Raw genomic sequence first — 13,586 nt, forward strand, 5'->3', positions numbered from 1 at the left:
CCATCTCTTTATGGCATGAGCAAGTTACGGCATCGGCAAGCCCGGCCGTTCGCGTTGTCAGCCGACCCGCATCGGCTTCAGCGCTTCGCTCCAGCGGAACAACTCGTCCAGCATGGTCCTGGCCCCGCCGAGCACCTGCTCGCTGGGCAAGAAGGCGCCGGTCTCGTCGAGCAGCTTCTGGTACATCGGCAGCGCCACGCCTTCCGGGATCGGCATGACGCCGACGGAGGTCAGCAACGGTTTGACCGCCTGCGCCGCCCGCAGGCCGCCGGAGACACCGCCGTAGCTGAGGATGGCGGCCGGCTTGTATCGCCATTCCCTGAGCAGGTAGTCGACCGCGTTGACGATCGCGGGGGCGGCGAAATAATTGTATTCCGGCGCCACGAAGACGAATGCGTCGGCGGCGTCGATTGCCTTCGACCAGGCTTTCGTGTGGCTGTTTTCGTATTTGCCCAGTCTCGGATGATGCGGCTCGTCCAGCACCGGCAGGTTGAAGGCCGCGATGTCGGTGAGCACCGGCTCGAATTTGCCGTGCTCGCGCGCAAAGCTCTCCAGCCAATTTGCGAAAACCGGCCCGGCGCGGCCCGGCCGCGTGCTGCCGATGATGACGTTCAACTGGTGCTTCAAGGCAGGCTCCCGCCGGTTAGTGGCATCTGTGGTGCTGCCACCTAAGACACGCAGCCGGACACAGCAAGCAGGCACTTTCCGGTGCCCCGGTCACATTCCAGAGAGCGGATGCTTCGCCTTGTCGTCCGGTCACATGGACGCCTGCCTTGCCCGCCACTACATTGAGGTGTCAGCGGAGCAAGCCATGGACAGTCAGCCCGTCCCCTTCGTCCCGCCGGCGCCGAAGCCGCGCACAGCGCCGCCCTCGACGCTGGAGATGATCCGCATCGTCTACCGCAATCCGCTCGAACTGTGGGGCGAGCCGACCTATAACGAGCCCTGGATTTCGGTGACCGGCGTCGGCGGGCCGCTGGTCATCGCCAACGATCCCGGCCTCATCCGCCATGTGCTCGTCGATAACGCCAAGAACTACAAGATGGCGACGGTGCGTCAGAAGATATTGCGGCCAATCCTGCGCGACGGCCTGCTGACCGCCGAAGGCGAAGTGTGGCGGCGTTCGCGCAAGGCGATGGCGCCGGTGTTCACGCCGCGCCACATCTTCGGCTTCGCCGAGCCGATGCTGAAACGCACGCTCGAATTCGTCACCCGTTACGAGCAAGGTGGCACGTCGGACATCGCCCACGACATGACGCTGCTCACCTTCGACATCCTGGCCGAGACACTGTTTTCGGGCGAGATATCGGGCGAGCCCGGTAGCTTCGCCAAGGAGATCGATCGCCTGTTCGAGACCATGGGCCGGGTCGATCCGCTCGACCTTTTGCGTGCGCCCGACTGGCTGCCGCGCCTGACCCGCATCCGCGGCCGCAAGACCATGGCCTACTTCCGCAAGATCGTAACCGACACGGTGCAGATGCGCGAGGCGCGGCTGAGGCGCGCTTCGGACACGGTGCCGCAGGATTTTCTCACGCTGCTGTTGAAGGCGGAGGGACCGGGCGGGCTGACCCGGGCCGAGGTCGAGGACAACATCATCACCTTCATCGGTGCCGGCCACGAGACTACGGCCAGGGCGCTCGGCTGGACGCTCTACTGCCTTGCCGAAGCGCCGTGGGAGCGCGAAAAGATCGAGCACGAGATCGATGCGGTGTTGGCGCGCGAGCCCGACCCGACGAAATGGCTCGACGACATGCCGCTCACCCGCGCCGCCTTCGACGAGGCGCTCAGGCTCTATCCGCCGGCGCCGTCGATCAACCGCGAACCGATCGAACCCGAAACCTGGAACGGCCTCTACGTACCGCGGCGTGCCGCGGTGCTGGTGATGCCGTGGGTCGTCCACCGCCATCGGAAATTGTGGGACCGGCCGGACGCTTTCATGCCGGAACGCTTCCATCCGGGAAACCGCGAAAAGATCGATCGTTTCCAGTATTTGCCGTTCGGCGCCGGCCCCCGCGTCTGCATCGGCGCCAGCTTCGCCATGCAGGAGGCGATCATCGCGTTGGCGATCATGCTGTCGCGCTACCGTTTCGACGCCACCGCGGAAACCCACCCCTGGCCGGTGCAGAAGCTGACGACGCAGCCGCAAGGCGGCCTGCCGATGCAGGTCACCCGGCGCGGCTCGTAGGCAACCGCACGTCCGTTCGTGTTATGCGGCGGACTTGCGTTGGAACTGGCCGGCGGCGCGGTAGCGCCAGAGATAGCTGGGCAGAATGGTTCCGATCGACCGTGGCTGGATCCCGAGGCCGGCGAGCGTCCTGTTGTCCTTGACGGCGGCTTCCGACACCACATTGTGCTGGCGCAACAGCAGGACCTGGTCCTTGGTCAACAACGGATTGGGAAGCAGCCCGAGAATTGATGCCTGGAGGTTCGCCAGCCACCATGGCACGGGCAGCAAAAACCGCTTGCGTTCGATGATGACAAGCAGCTCTTGCATGCATTCCTTGAAGGTAAGCACCTGCGGCCCGCCGAGTTCATAGATCCGGCCGCCCTGGACCTTGCCGTCGACCGAGTGCGCCACCGCTTCGGCGACGTCGCCGACATAGACCGGCTGGAATTTCGTCTGCCCGCCGCCGATCAGCGGCAGCACTGGGGAAAAGCGGGCCATGTTGGCAAAGCGGTTGAAGAAACCGTCCTCCGGCCCGAAATTGATCGATGGCCGCAAGATCACGGCGTCTTGGACCGTCTCAAGAACGGCCTTTTCGCCGAGCGCCTTGGTACGCGCGTAGTCCGATTGCGCGTGGAGGTCCGCTCCCAGAGCCGAGATGTGGGTGAGGCCGGCGCCGACGGCGCGCGCCGCTTCGGCAATAGCGCGCGCGCCGAACTCGTGGACGGCAGTAAATTTCTGCCGGCCGGCCTCATGCGCGATCGCCACCAGATTGACGACATGGTCGGCGCCTTGCACGGCGCGGTCGACCGACCAGCGGACCCGGACATTGGCCTGCACCGGCTGGATCTGCCCGACATTGCCAAGCGGTTGCAAATGACCGGCGAGATCGGGCCGGCGGCAGGCAACCCGGATGCGGTAGCCGCGCTTGGCCAGCGCCCGCACGACATGACGACCGACAAAGCCGGAGCCGCCGAAAACGACGACGAGCTTTGGGGTCTGAAGGATTTCGGTCATGGCTGGCTCCGGCGGGCTATCCAGATGGCTTGATTGAAGCCGTTTCATAGTCGGTTTCGCGCCAAAGGCAAAGGGCGACCATCGGTCGCCCGGCACTGTTGAAGCATGATTTTCCGGATCCGTTCGAAATGGCAGAAAACGCCGCCGAGGCCCGGCTTTACGGCAACTCCATTAGGAACAGGAACCTTTGTTCGGTCGGCGATTTTAGATGTATGATTTGATTCCGAATGGAGGATATTGCCGATGACGACAAAACGCGTTGCGATCTTCGCTCTGGCTTTCGCAACAGGCTGCAGCATTGGTGCCTCGGCATTCGCGGCAAACCGGCATCACCACCAAGCTCAACCCGAACGCTACGTTCCCGCCAACGGCGACATCATCGACATTCTGTTCGGTGGCCCGCGCTACTATGACAACCACCTGTTCACGACGGCCGCCGAACCCTGCTCCTACAACAGGGTAGGACCGGACGCGAATGCGGTGAACGCGATCAACGATCATCATTGCGGGAAGTAGGCTCGCGCTGCCGGATCGGCCGGCCCCGTCAGCCGCTCATCGGACAAACGAATTTCTTCAGGACGAATAGCGCCCGGCGAATTCGGAAATGCGTTGCACCACGGCTTTCGGCGCCCTTATGCCGCGCGCCGCCGCCTTCTCCGCGGCCTCGGCCCGGGCACGCCCCGGCACATGCACGCCATAGCGCCGCCGCAGCCGGTCGAGCTGATCCTTCATCCGCTTTTCGAAGTCCGGATCGAGCAGCTTGGGCTCGACGGCAAGCACGAACAGGCCGGTCCCCGGACTGTCCGGCCCGCCGCTGAACCATGGCGCATCGAGCGACCAGTTGGCGCCCGACAGGCCCGCAGCCAGCACCTCGACCATCAGCGCGATGTTGGCGCCGCGCTGGCCGGCGAAGGCAAGCATGGCGCCCTTCATGGCAGCTGCCGGGTCCGTGGTCGGATTGCCGCTGGCATCCAGTGCCCAGCCTTCGGGTATCTTCTTGCCGTCCTCGGCCGCCTTGCGGATGTTGACGAAGGCGGTGGCGCTCGACGACTGGTCGATGACCAGCGCCGCCCCGTCCGCGGCGGGTGCCGCAAAGGACATCGGGTTGGTGCAGTAGACCGGCTTGACCGAGCCCGAGCCGGCAAGCACGGCCGGGCCGTTGGTGGCGGCGAACGACACCAATCCCTGCGCGGCCAGCCGTCCGGTGAAATAGCCGAGCGCGCCGCACGTATAAGCATTCTTCTGCGAAAAGATGGCGACGCCGAACAGCCGCGCCGCCTTGGCGAGGTCATCGATCGTGCGGTCGAAACCGGTATGCGCTAAGCCGCCGCGCGCATCGGAAAGATAGACCGCGAGCGCCGGCCTGGTGATCACCGGATCGGCGTTGCCGTCGATACGGCCGGCCTCCAGTGCTTCAAGATAATCGATAAAGTGCGAAAGCCCGACGATCGACAGTCCTTCCGCCTCGGCCGCGACGATCGAGGCAGCCAGCGACTGCGCCGCCTCTTCGTTGGCGCCAGCGCCAAGTGCGGCCATCCGGCACAGCCCTGTCGCCTGGTCGAGACTGAGTTGCATTGTGATTGCCATGGATATCTGAGGGAATGGGTGAATGGTAAATGGTGAGTGGGACTTAGCCGGTAACACTACGGGCTACTCACTACTGACTATTCACCATTCACCATTCACCTAACCAATCTTGTTCGGAATCCGCGCCTCGATCTTGCCCAGGGTGAAGACGAGGATGCCGGTGATCGCCATATAGATCAACGCCAGGAGCAGCAAGGGTTCATAGGTGAGGTAGGTATCCTGACGCACCTTTGAAGTGACGGCGAATATGTCGATCACGCTGATGGTCGCCACCAGCGGCGTCGATTTCAGCTGCAGCACGATTTCGCCCGTCAGTGTCGGAAGCGCGCGGTAGAAGGCCTGCGGCAGCCAGATTCGCCGGAAAATCCTCCAGCGGCTCATGCCGAAGGCGCGGGCGGCTTCCAATTGGCCTTTCGGTACGCCGGCAAAAGCGCCTCGCATCACCTCACCCTCATAGCCGGCGAAGGACAGCGTCAGCCCGAGCACGCCATAGGGCCATGCCTGCCTCAGATAGGGCCACATCCAGGACTCGCGAATCCATGGATATTGTGGAAACAGCGAGCCCAGCCCGTAATAGAGCAACCAGAGCTGCAGCAGCAGCGGCGTTCCCCTGATGACGGTGCAGAAGGCCTTGGCGGGCGCCGCGAACCAGAAAGAGCCTGCGGCTTGTGCCAGTCCGAGCGGCATGGCGAGCAGGAAGCCCAGCGTGCAGGTGACGGCAAGAATCCACAGCGCGCGCCAGATGCCGAGCAATCCCATCCCGTAATATTTCGGCAGCCAGTCCCAGCGCATGAAGACGGCCGCCGCCAAAACCAGCCCCAGCGCGATCAGGATCAGCGCGATACGATGCGGCTTCAGCCACAGCGAAGCGCGTGCGGCTATCTCGACGGCCGCTTCGCCAGTCATCACCGGGCCGGCCATCAACGGGCCTCCTTGAGCGACGGCATGCCGCGGCGGGCCCAGCTCTCGATGCGGCCGATGATCAGGTTGGAGACCAGCGTCAACAGAAGGTAGATCGCGCCGGCGGCGACAAAGAATGTCAGATAGGCTTTGGTGACGCCGGCCGCCTGCCGTGTCGCCAATGTCAGCTCGAAAAAGCCGACGACCGCCAGCAGGGCGGTGTCCTTGGTGGCGATCAGCCAAAGATTGGCAAGGCCGGGTATGGCGAACGGCAGCATCGCCGGCAGCGTGATGCGCCGCAGCAGCAGGCCGGGAGACATGCCATAGGCGCGCGCGGCTTCGATCTGGCCCTGCGGAATGGCGAGGATCGCCCCGCGGATCACCTCGGTCGAATAGGCGCCCTGGACGAAGCCGAGCACGGCAATGCCGGCCGCCAGCCCGCTAATGTCCATGCGCTGATAGCCCATTGCCGTCAGCATCTGATTGATCAGATCGGTGCCGGCGTAATAGAGCAGAAGGATCAGCACCAGCTCCGGCACGGCGCGCACGACTGTCGTATAGACTGCCAGGAGATCTCGCACCACCGGACCACCATACAGCTTGCCGGAGGCGCCGCCGATGCCGATCAAAAGGCCGAGACAGGTGGCGCCGACCGCGATCTCGATCGTATGGAGCAGCCCGACGATGAGCGTTCCACCCCAGCCCGGCGGCGTGGGCGAGAGAAGCGCGATGGCGGAGGCGGCCCAAGCCGGAACAAATGCGTCGATCAGCGTCGCCCTCGAATTGCTGGCGCTAAAACCGCCGGCGATCTCCGCCCGCGGAAGCACGCGTCGATGGATTTCGACTAACCACGCGGCTCTATCGGGGCCGTGTGGTTAATCGCTCATGGATGAGGCCGTCAGTTCGACTGCGTGTCGGCACCGTAAATGTCGAAGTCGAAGTACTTCTTCGAAATCTCGTCATATTTGCCGTTGGCGCGGATGGCCTTGATGCCGGCGTTGATCTTTTCCTTCAACTCGGAGTCTTCCTTGCGGACGCCGGCGCCGACGCCGGGCCCGAGAATGGCCAGATCCGGCGCGACCATGCCCTTCAGATCGCAGCATTGCTTGCCCTGGTCCGATTTTAGGAAGGCGTCGAGGGCAATGGAATCGGCCTGCACCGCGTCGACCCGGCCGGCGGCAAGATCCTGGTTGGCCTCGTCCTGGGTCTGGTATTCCTTGATTTCCGCCGCGTCGGCGAAGTGCTTCTTGGCGTAGTCGGCGTGTACGGTCGAGACTTGGACGCCGATGATCTTGCCCTTGAGGTCCTCCGGTGTTGAGCCGAACTTCTGGTCCTTCGGCCCGATGATCGCAGTCGGGGTGTTGTAATATTTGTCCGAGAAGGCGATCGTCTTCTCGCGCTCGGCGGTGATCGACATCGAGGCGGCGATAAGATCGATCTTCTTGGTCGTCAGCGCCGGAATGATGCCGTCCCAGGCGACGGGGGTGATGACGCAGTCGAGCTTCTCCTCGGCGCAGACGGCATCGATGAATTCGATCTCCCAGCCGACCCATTTGCCGGAAGCGTCCGGCGAGGCGAAGGGCGGATAGGGTTCGGCGGCGACGCCGATCTTGACCGGATCGGCCTTGGCCACGCCCATCGCGGCAACGCCGAGCAGCAGCGCTGCGGCAAAGGTCTTGAGAATAATCTTCATCGTCATGACTCCCAGTTTTGTTGTTGTTCCCGGTTTTCGTCCGCCCACAGTTTAACTGATGTTGCGGATGAACTGCTTCAGCCTTTCGGATTTTGGTGCGCCGAAGATCTGTTCCGGCGGCCCTTCTTCCTCGACCAGCCCGTTGTGGAGGTAGACGACATGCGTCGCGACCTCGCGGGCAAACTTCATCTCATGGGTAACCAGCACCATAGTGCGGCCTTCGCGCGCCAGGTCGCCGATCACCTTCAGCACCTCGCCGACCAGCTCCGGGTCGAGCGCCGAAGTCGGCTCATCGAACAGCATGACGCGCGGGTTGATGGCCAGCGCCCTGGCGATCGCGGCACGCTGCTGTTGGCCGCCCGACAGATAAGCGGGATAGACGTCGCGTTTTTCGGCCAGGCCGACGCGGGCGAGCAATTTTTCCGCCTCGCCGATCGCCACATCGCGCTTGACGCCGAGCACATGCACGGGAACCTCGATGACGTTCTCGATCAACGTCATGTGGCTCCACAGATTGAAGTTCTGGAAGACCATGCCGAGCTTGGAGCGGATGCGTTCGATCTGCTTGCGGTCGGCGGGCACGGTGTGGCCGTAGCTGTCGGCCTTCAGCTTTATCTCTTCGCCATTGACCCGGATGATGCCGCTGGTCGGGTTCTCCAGGCAGTTGATGCAGCGCAGCAGCGTCGATTTGCCCGAGCCGCTGCCGCCGATGATGGCGATCACCTCGCCATCGCGCGCCGACAGCGAAACGCCCTTCAATACATGCAGCTTGCCGAAATTCTTGTGCAGGTTCTCGACGTGGATGGCTTCGGCAGCGCCGTTCTGCGCCGTATGCTTCAGGGCGGTGGCCGGCGCTGTCATCGTCGCGGCGCCCCGCGGAGCAGCCGAGGCAGTCCTTGCTGGAATTTTTTACCCATTACCCGTCACTGGACAGCGTTCCGATTCTCAAGATGGACCGTTCCGCTTGCCTCCGTCAACCGCAGTTTTTGGACCATTGATCACGGCCTGCCGAGTGGCTATTGGCAGGAGGGGCGCGTTTCAGGAGAACTTAGTGGGCAAAGCATACGGGTCGCAGTCGATGGCCGGGCCGCTGCAGCGCGTGCTGATGCGCTCCGCCGCCAGCGCCATGCGTCGGGCCGAAGCGCTGGAGTGGCACTATGGCCCCGGCTTCGATCCACAAAAAGCGGCAACCCAGCATGATGCACTGGCCAGGCTGATTTCTGTCTCAGGTGCCGAAATCGAATGGCTGAGCGACGCCGATGACGGGCTTGCCGATTCGGTCTTTACCCACGATCCGTCGCTGATGACCGACCATGGCGCGGTCATCCTTGCCATGGGCAAGGCGCTGCGCCGGCGAGAGCCCGGCCTGCACGAGGCAGCCTACGGGCGCATGGGCATCCCCACCCTCGGCCGTATCGAGGCTCCCGGCCAGGTCGAGGGCGGCGACTGCGTGTGGGTGGTGCAAACACGCTGGCCGTCGGCCGCGGCGTGCGCACCAATCAGCACGGCATCCAGCAGCTCTCCAACCTGCTTTCACCCAAGGGCATCCAGGTCTATGGCTTCGACCTCCCGCTCTGGCAGGGCGAGGAGGCCTGCCTGCATCTGATGTCGGTGATCAGCCCGCTCGCAGACGATCTGGCGCTGGTCTATGCGCCCCTCCTGCCGGTCGCCTTCTACCAGATGCTGCGCGAACGCGGCATTCGGCTGGTCGAGGGCGACGCCGACGAATTCTTCGCCTCGAATGGGCTCAGCCTGAACGTGCTGCCGACCGCGCCGCGCCAGGTTATCGCCGTTGCCGGTTTTCCGAAGACGGCGGCTGCCATGCAAGCCGCCGGCTGTACGGTCTCGACATTCGAGGCCGATGCGCTGTGCATTGCCTGCGAGGGCGGCCCTACCTGCCTCACGCGCCCGGTGCTAAGACAATGACGACCATCGGCGAAGCGCTCATCACCTTGCTGGAAGCGCACGGCGTCGACATCGTGTTCGGCATTCCCGGCGTGCACACGGTCGAGCTCTACCGCGGACTGGCGCGGTCGAATATCCGTCACGTCACGCCGCGCCACGAGCAGGGCGCCGGCTTCATGGCCGACGGCTATGCGCGCGCCAGCGGCAAGCCGGGCGTCGCCTTCGTCATCACCGGGCCAGGACTGACCAACACCATCACCGCCATGGGCCAGGCGCGCGCCGATTCGGTGCCGATGCTGGTAATCTCCGGCGTCAACGCAACACCGACGCTGGGCAAAGGCCTTGGCCATCTGCATGAATTGCCGGACCAGCGCGGCATGATGGAGAAGGTGGCGCTGTTTTCGCACCGTGTCACGGAGGCCGGCGAACTGCCCGGCGTGCTCGCCGGCGCCTTTGCGCTGTTCTCATCCTCGCGTCCGGGTCCGGTGCATATCGAGATCCCGACCGATGTCATGACCATGCCCGCCAACGGCATCGTGCCGCTGCTGCGGAATTCAGCGCCGCCCGAGCCGGATGTGGCGGCGATTGCAGAGGCGGCAAGGCTATGCGCGTCTGCCCGCCGGCCGCTTATCCTGGCCGGTGGCGGCGCCAAAGCTGCCGAAGCGCCGTTGCAGCGCCTGGCCGAGAGGTTGGGAGCGCCGGTCGTCCAGACCGCCAATGCGCGCGGCCTGCTCCATCGTCATCCGCTTGGCGTGCCGGCCAGTCCCAGCCTGAAGGCGGTGCGTGCGCTGATGGCCGACGCCGATCTGGTCATTGCGGCCGGCACCGAATTCGGTCCGACCGACTATGACGGCTATGGCGACGGCGGTTTTGTCCTTCCCGCCAATCTGATCCGCATCGACATCGGCGCCGACCAGCTTGCCCGCCGGCCTGCGCGGATTTCGATCCAGGCCGATTCTGGCGCAGCGCTCGAGGCGCTGCATGCCGAACTCGGCACGGGCCAGGCGCAATCGGGCGGCGGCGCAGCTCCCCCCCCCGCGACGCGGCAGGCGGCCTTTGCCGAGATTGGCCCGGCTATGCAGGCGCAACTGGGCGCCGTCGAGACGATCCGTGATACGCTGCCTGGCGCGATCATCGTCGGCGATTCGACCCAGCCGGTCTACGCCGCCAACCTCTACTACGATCACGACCGGCCGGGCGGCTGGTTCAACGCCGCCACCGGCTTCGGCGCGCTCGGCTATGGCCCGCCAGCGGCGATCGGTGCCGCCCTTGCCAGGCCTGAGGCGCCGGTCGTTTGCCTCACCGGCGACGGCGGCTTCCAGTTCACCCTGCCGGAACTGGGCGCCGCGCTCGACGCTGCGGCGCCGGTGATCTTCACAGTCTGGAACAATCGCGGCTACCGCGAGATCGAGACCTCGATGCTCGACGTCGGCGTCGAGCCGGTCGGCGTCTCCCCGGCACCGCCGGATTTCTGCAAATTGGCCGAAGCCTACGGCATTGCCGCCGAGCGGATTTCCGGCACCGGCGGCTTGGCGGACGCGCTTGGGCGCGCGCGGGCGACTGGACGACCTTACGTCATCGAGATTTCGGTTGAGTGATCGCGCGAAAGGCGCGACCTTCCGCATCGGCGGCGCGCAATGACGGAGCGGTCGAATATGACGGAAACACTGGACGGCAGACATATCGTGGTGACCGGCGGCACCGGTGCCCTTGGCGGCGCGGTCGTAGGAAAACTGCTGGAGCAGGGCGCGATCTGCCATGTGCCCAATGCCCACGCTGCCGCGCCTGCGCATTTTCCCTTTCCGGCGCATGACCGCGTCAGGCTGGCGCACAATGTCGACCTTGCCGACCCTGCCAAGGTCGACGCCTTCTATGCCAGCGTTCCAGATTTATGGGCATCGGTGCATCTTGCCGGCGGCTTCACCGCGGCGCCGGTCGAGAAGATCGAACCCGCCTCCTTCGCCGAGATGATGGACACCAATGCCCGCACCACCTTTCTGTGCTGCCGCGCGGCGATACGCTCGATGCTGGGATCTTCCGTGCCGGGCCGCATCGTCAATGTCACCGCGCGAGCCGGGCTCGATCCGCGGCGCGGCTCCGGCAAGGTGGCCTACGCCGCCGCCAAGGCGGCAGTCGCCGCGATGACTGTGGCGATGGCCGAAGAGCTGAAGGGCAACGGCATCCTGGTCAACGCCGTGGCGCCCTCGACGCTTGACACGCCGGCCAACCGGGCTGACATGCCGAACGCAGATTTCAGCAGATGGGTCAGCCTTGAAGCGGCCGCCGAGGCCATTGCCTATCTCGCCTCGCCGGCCAACATGGCGATCAGCGGCACGCTGGTGCCACTCTACGGCCGGGCCTGAGCCTGCGGCTCGTCACAAGCAAAAGGTCACAAGCAAAAGCCCCGCCGGATCGTTCCGGCGGGGCTTTTTTTGTTTCGTTTATAACCCGCGCGAGGCGCGGTGTTGGCTTAGCTGCCCTGCTTCTTCAGCGCGGCGCCAAGGATGTCGCCCAGCGAAGCGCCGGAGTCGGTCGAACCGTATTGGGCGACCGCTTCCTTCTCTTCGGCGATTTCCAGCGCCTTGATCGAGACCTGCAGCTTGCGGGTCTTCTTGTCGAAGGCGATGACGCGGGCGTCGACCTTCTGGCCGACGGTGAAGCGCTCGGGGCGCTGCTCGTCGCGGTCACGGCTGAGATCGGAGCGCTTGATGAAGGTCTCGATGCCGCTGTCGACCAGCCGCACTTCCAGACCGCCATCCTTCACGCCGATAACCTCGCAGGTGACGACTGCGTTCTTGCGCAGTTCGCCTGACGTCGCTGCTTCGCCGACCGTGTCCTTGGCCAGCTGCTTGATGCCGAGCGAGATGCGCTCCTTGTCTATGTCGACGTCGAGCACCTGCGCCTTGACCATGTCACCGCGATTGTACTCTTCGATCACCTGCTCGCCCGGACGGGTCCAGTCGAGGTCGGAAAGGTGGACCATGCCGTCGACGTCGCCTTCGAGGCCGATGAACAGGCCGAACTCGGTCTTGTTCTTGACCTCGCCCTCGACCTGGCTGCCGACCGGATGGCTGCGCGCGAAGGCCTCCCACGGGTTCTCCAGCGTCTGCTTGAGGCCGAGCGAGATACGGCGCTTGGCCGGATCGACTTCGAGCACCACCACGTCGACTTCCTGCGTCGTCGACAAGATCTTGCCGGGATGCACGTTCTTCTTGGTCCACGACATTTCCGAAACGTGGATGAGGCCTTCGATGCCCGGCTCCAGCTCGACGAACGCGCCGTAGTCGGTGATGTTGGTGACGGTACCCTTGATCTTCTTGCCGATCGGGAACTTGGTGCCGATCTCGGACCACGGGTCGCTCTCGAGCTGCTTCATGCCGAGCGAGATGCGGTGGGTTTCCTGGTTGATGCGGATGATCTGCACCTTGACCGTCTGGCCGATGTTGAGGATTTCGGTCGGATGGTTGACACGGCGCCAGGCCATGTCGGTGACGTGCAGCAGGCCGTCGATGCCGCCGAGGTCGACGAACGCACCATAGTCGGTGATGTTCTTGACGACGCCTTCGACCACCTGGCCTTCTTCGAGATTCTGCACGATTTCCGAACGCTGTTCGGCGCGGCTTTCCTCAAGCACGGTGCGGCGCGACACCACGATGTTGCCGCGGCGGCGATCCATCTTTAGGATCTCGAAGGGCTGCGGGTTGTGCATCAGCGGCGAGACGTCGCGGATCGGGCGGATATCGACCTGGCTCCGCGGCAGGAAAGCCACGGCGCCGTCGAGGTCGACGGTGAAGCCGCCCTTGACCTGGTTGAAGATGACGCCTTCGACGCGTTCGCCCTTGGTGAACTTCTCTTCGAGACGGACCCAGCTCTCTTCGCGGCGGGCCTTTTCGCGCGACAGCATGGCTTCGCCAAGCGCGTTCTCGATACGCTCGACATAGACCTCGACCGTGTCGCCGACCTTGAGCGTCGTGTCCTTGCCCTTGACGCCGAATTCCTTCAGCGGCACGCGGCCTTCGACCTTGAGGCCGACGTCGATGATGGCCATGTCCTTTTCAATGGCAGTGATGATGCCCTTGACGACCTGGCCTTCGCCGGAATGGCCGGCGGAAAATGATTCTTCGAGCAGGCTCGCGAAATCATCGCGAGTGGGATTTGCAACTGACATAGTTTCTCCTGGAATGCCCCGCAATCTGTCGCGGGGCGGGCGCCGTGGGTTAGCGTTGCGTTGGCCTGCCGGCGTTCCGGGCAAAAAGCCCTTGGCCGCCCTTGAGCGGCAATTCCGGCGCATGAAGAATGCTGGCAGGCTGGTTCATACCC

The 13,586-nt window shown here is 64.3% G+C and carries 12 protein-coding genes and 1 pseudogene; 5 read left to right on the forward strand and 8 right to left on the reverse strand.

Annotated features, from left to right (window positions below):
* Nucleotides 1–57 precede the first annotated feature (57 nt).
* Complete coding sequence (locus NKI29_RS05035) at nt 58–627, reverse strand: NADPH-dependent FMN reductase (protein ID WP_023676267.1); 570 nt, start codon at nt 625–627, stop codon at nt 58–60.
* Nucleotides 628–811: 184 nt separating this feature from the next.
* Between NKI29_RS05035 and NKI29_RS05040 the strand changes: the two genes are divergently transcribed.
* Nucleotides 812–2,185 carry a cytochrome P450 gene (locus NKI29_RS05040; protein WP_352795616.1) on the forward strand — a complete coding sequence of 458 codons (1,374 nt, stop codon included), beginning with the start codon at nt 812–814 and terminating at the stop codon, nt 2,183–2,185.
* Between the two features lie 21 nt (nt 2,186–2,206).
* On the opposite strand, the gene NKI29_RS05045 is transcribed toward NKI29_RS05040, so the two are convergent.
* On the reverse strand, nt 2,207–3,181 hold the full coding sequence (locus tag NKI29_RS05045) for a complex I NDUFA9 subunit family protein (protein WP_352453681.1): 975 nt from the start codon (nt 3,179–3,181) through the stop codon (nt 2,207–2,209).
* Between the two features lie 243 nt (nt 3,182–3,424).
* Here NKI29_RS05045 and NKI29_RS05050 point away from each other — a divergent pair, with 243 nt between their 5' ends.
* Entirely contained in the window at nt 3,425–3,697 is a 273-nt protein-coding gene (locus NKI29_RS05050; protein WP_352578579.1) for a hypothetical protein, read from the forward strand.
* A gap of 57 nt (nt 3,698–3,754) precedes the next feature.
* Here the strand turns inward: NKI29_RS05050 and NKI29_RS05055 are convergent, their stop codons facing one another.
* The 5 genes from NKI29_RS05055 to NKI29_RS05075 form a co-directional block, all read right to left on the reverse strand.
* A complete protein-coding gene (locus NKI29_RS05055; protein ID WP_352795618.1) occupies nt 3,755–4,756 on the reverse strand; it encodes an Ldh family oxidoreductase in 1,002 nt (333 codons plus the stop codon).
* Nucleotides 4,757–4,867: 111 nt separating this feature from the next.
* A complete protein-coding gene (locus NKI29_RS05060; protein ID WP_352620750.1) occupies nt 4,868–5,674 on the reverse strand; it encodes an ABC transporter permease in 807 nt (268 codons plus the stop codon).
* Between the two features lie 14 nt (nt 5,675–5,688).
* On the reverse strand, nt 5,689–6,354 hold the full coding sequence (locus NKI29_RS05065; protein ID WP_352453687.1) for an ABC transporter permease: 666 nt from the start codon (nt 6,352–6,354) through the stop codon (nt 5,689–5,691).
* 212 nt (nt 6,355–6,566) lie between these two features.
* On the reverse strand, nt 6,567–7,361 hold the full coding sequence (locus NKI29_RS05070) for a transporter substrate-binding domain-containing protein (protein WP_352568373.1): 795 nt from the start codon (nt 7,359–7,361) through the stop codon (nt 6,567–6,569).
* Between the two features lie 51 nt (nt 7,362–7,412).
* Nucleotides 7,413–8,222: an ABC transporter ATP-binding protein gene (locus tag NKI29_RS05075; RefSeq protein ID WP_023676274.1), complete on the reverse strand. Its 810-nt coding sequence runs from the start codon at nt 8,220–8,222 to the stop codon at nt 7,413–7,415.
* 217 nt (nt 8,223–8,439) lie between these two features.
* Between NKI29_RS05075 and NKI29_RS05080 the strand changes: the two are divergent.
* The 3 genes and pseudogenes from NKI29_RS05080 (at nt 8,440) to NKI29_RS05090 (ending at nt 11,629) form a co-directional block, all read left to right on the forward strand.
* Nucleotides 8,440–9,287 (forward strand): annotated as a pseudogene (locus NKI29_RS05080) (dimethylarginine dimethylaminohydrolase family protein).
* Complete coding sequence (locus NKI29_RS05085; protein ID WP_352795619.1) at nt 9,284–10,864, forward strand: 5-guanidino-2-oxopentanoate decarboxylase; 1,581 nt, start codon at nt 9,284–9,286, stop codon at nt 10,862–10,864. Before NKI29_RS05080 ends, NKI29_RS05085 begins: the two are co-directional and overlap by 4 nt.
* A 57-nt stretch (nt 10,865–10,921) precedes the next feature.
* The gene (locus NKI29_RS05090) at nt 10,922–11,629 is read left to right on the forward strand and encodes an SDR family NAD(P)-dependent oxidoreductase (protein WP_352625129.1); all 708 of its coding nucleotides are present in this window, start codon (nt 10,922–10,924) and stop codon (nt 11,627–11,629) included.
* Nucleotides 11,630–11,736: 107 nt separating this feature from the next.
* Here NKI29_RS05090 and rpsA read toward each other — a convergent pair whose 3' ends face one another.
* Entirely contained in the window at nt 11,737–13,434 is a 1,698-nt protein-coding gene (gene rpsA, locus NKI29_RS05095; protein WP_023676278.1) for a 30S ribosomal protein S1, read from the reverse strand.
* Nucleotides 13,435–13,586 lie beyond the last annotated feature (152 nt).

Source organism: Mesorhizobium sp. M0678 (assembly GCF_040320505.1).
GTDB lineage: Bacteria > Pseudomonadota > Alphaproteobacteria > Rhizobiales > Rhizobiaceae > Mesorhizobium.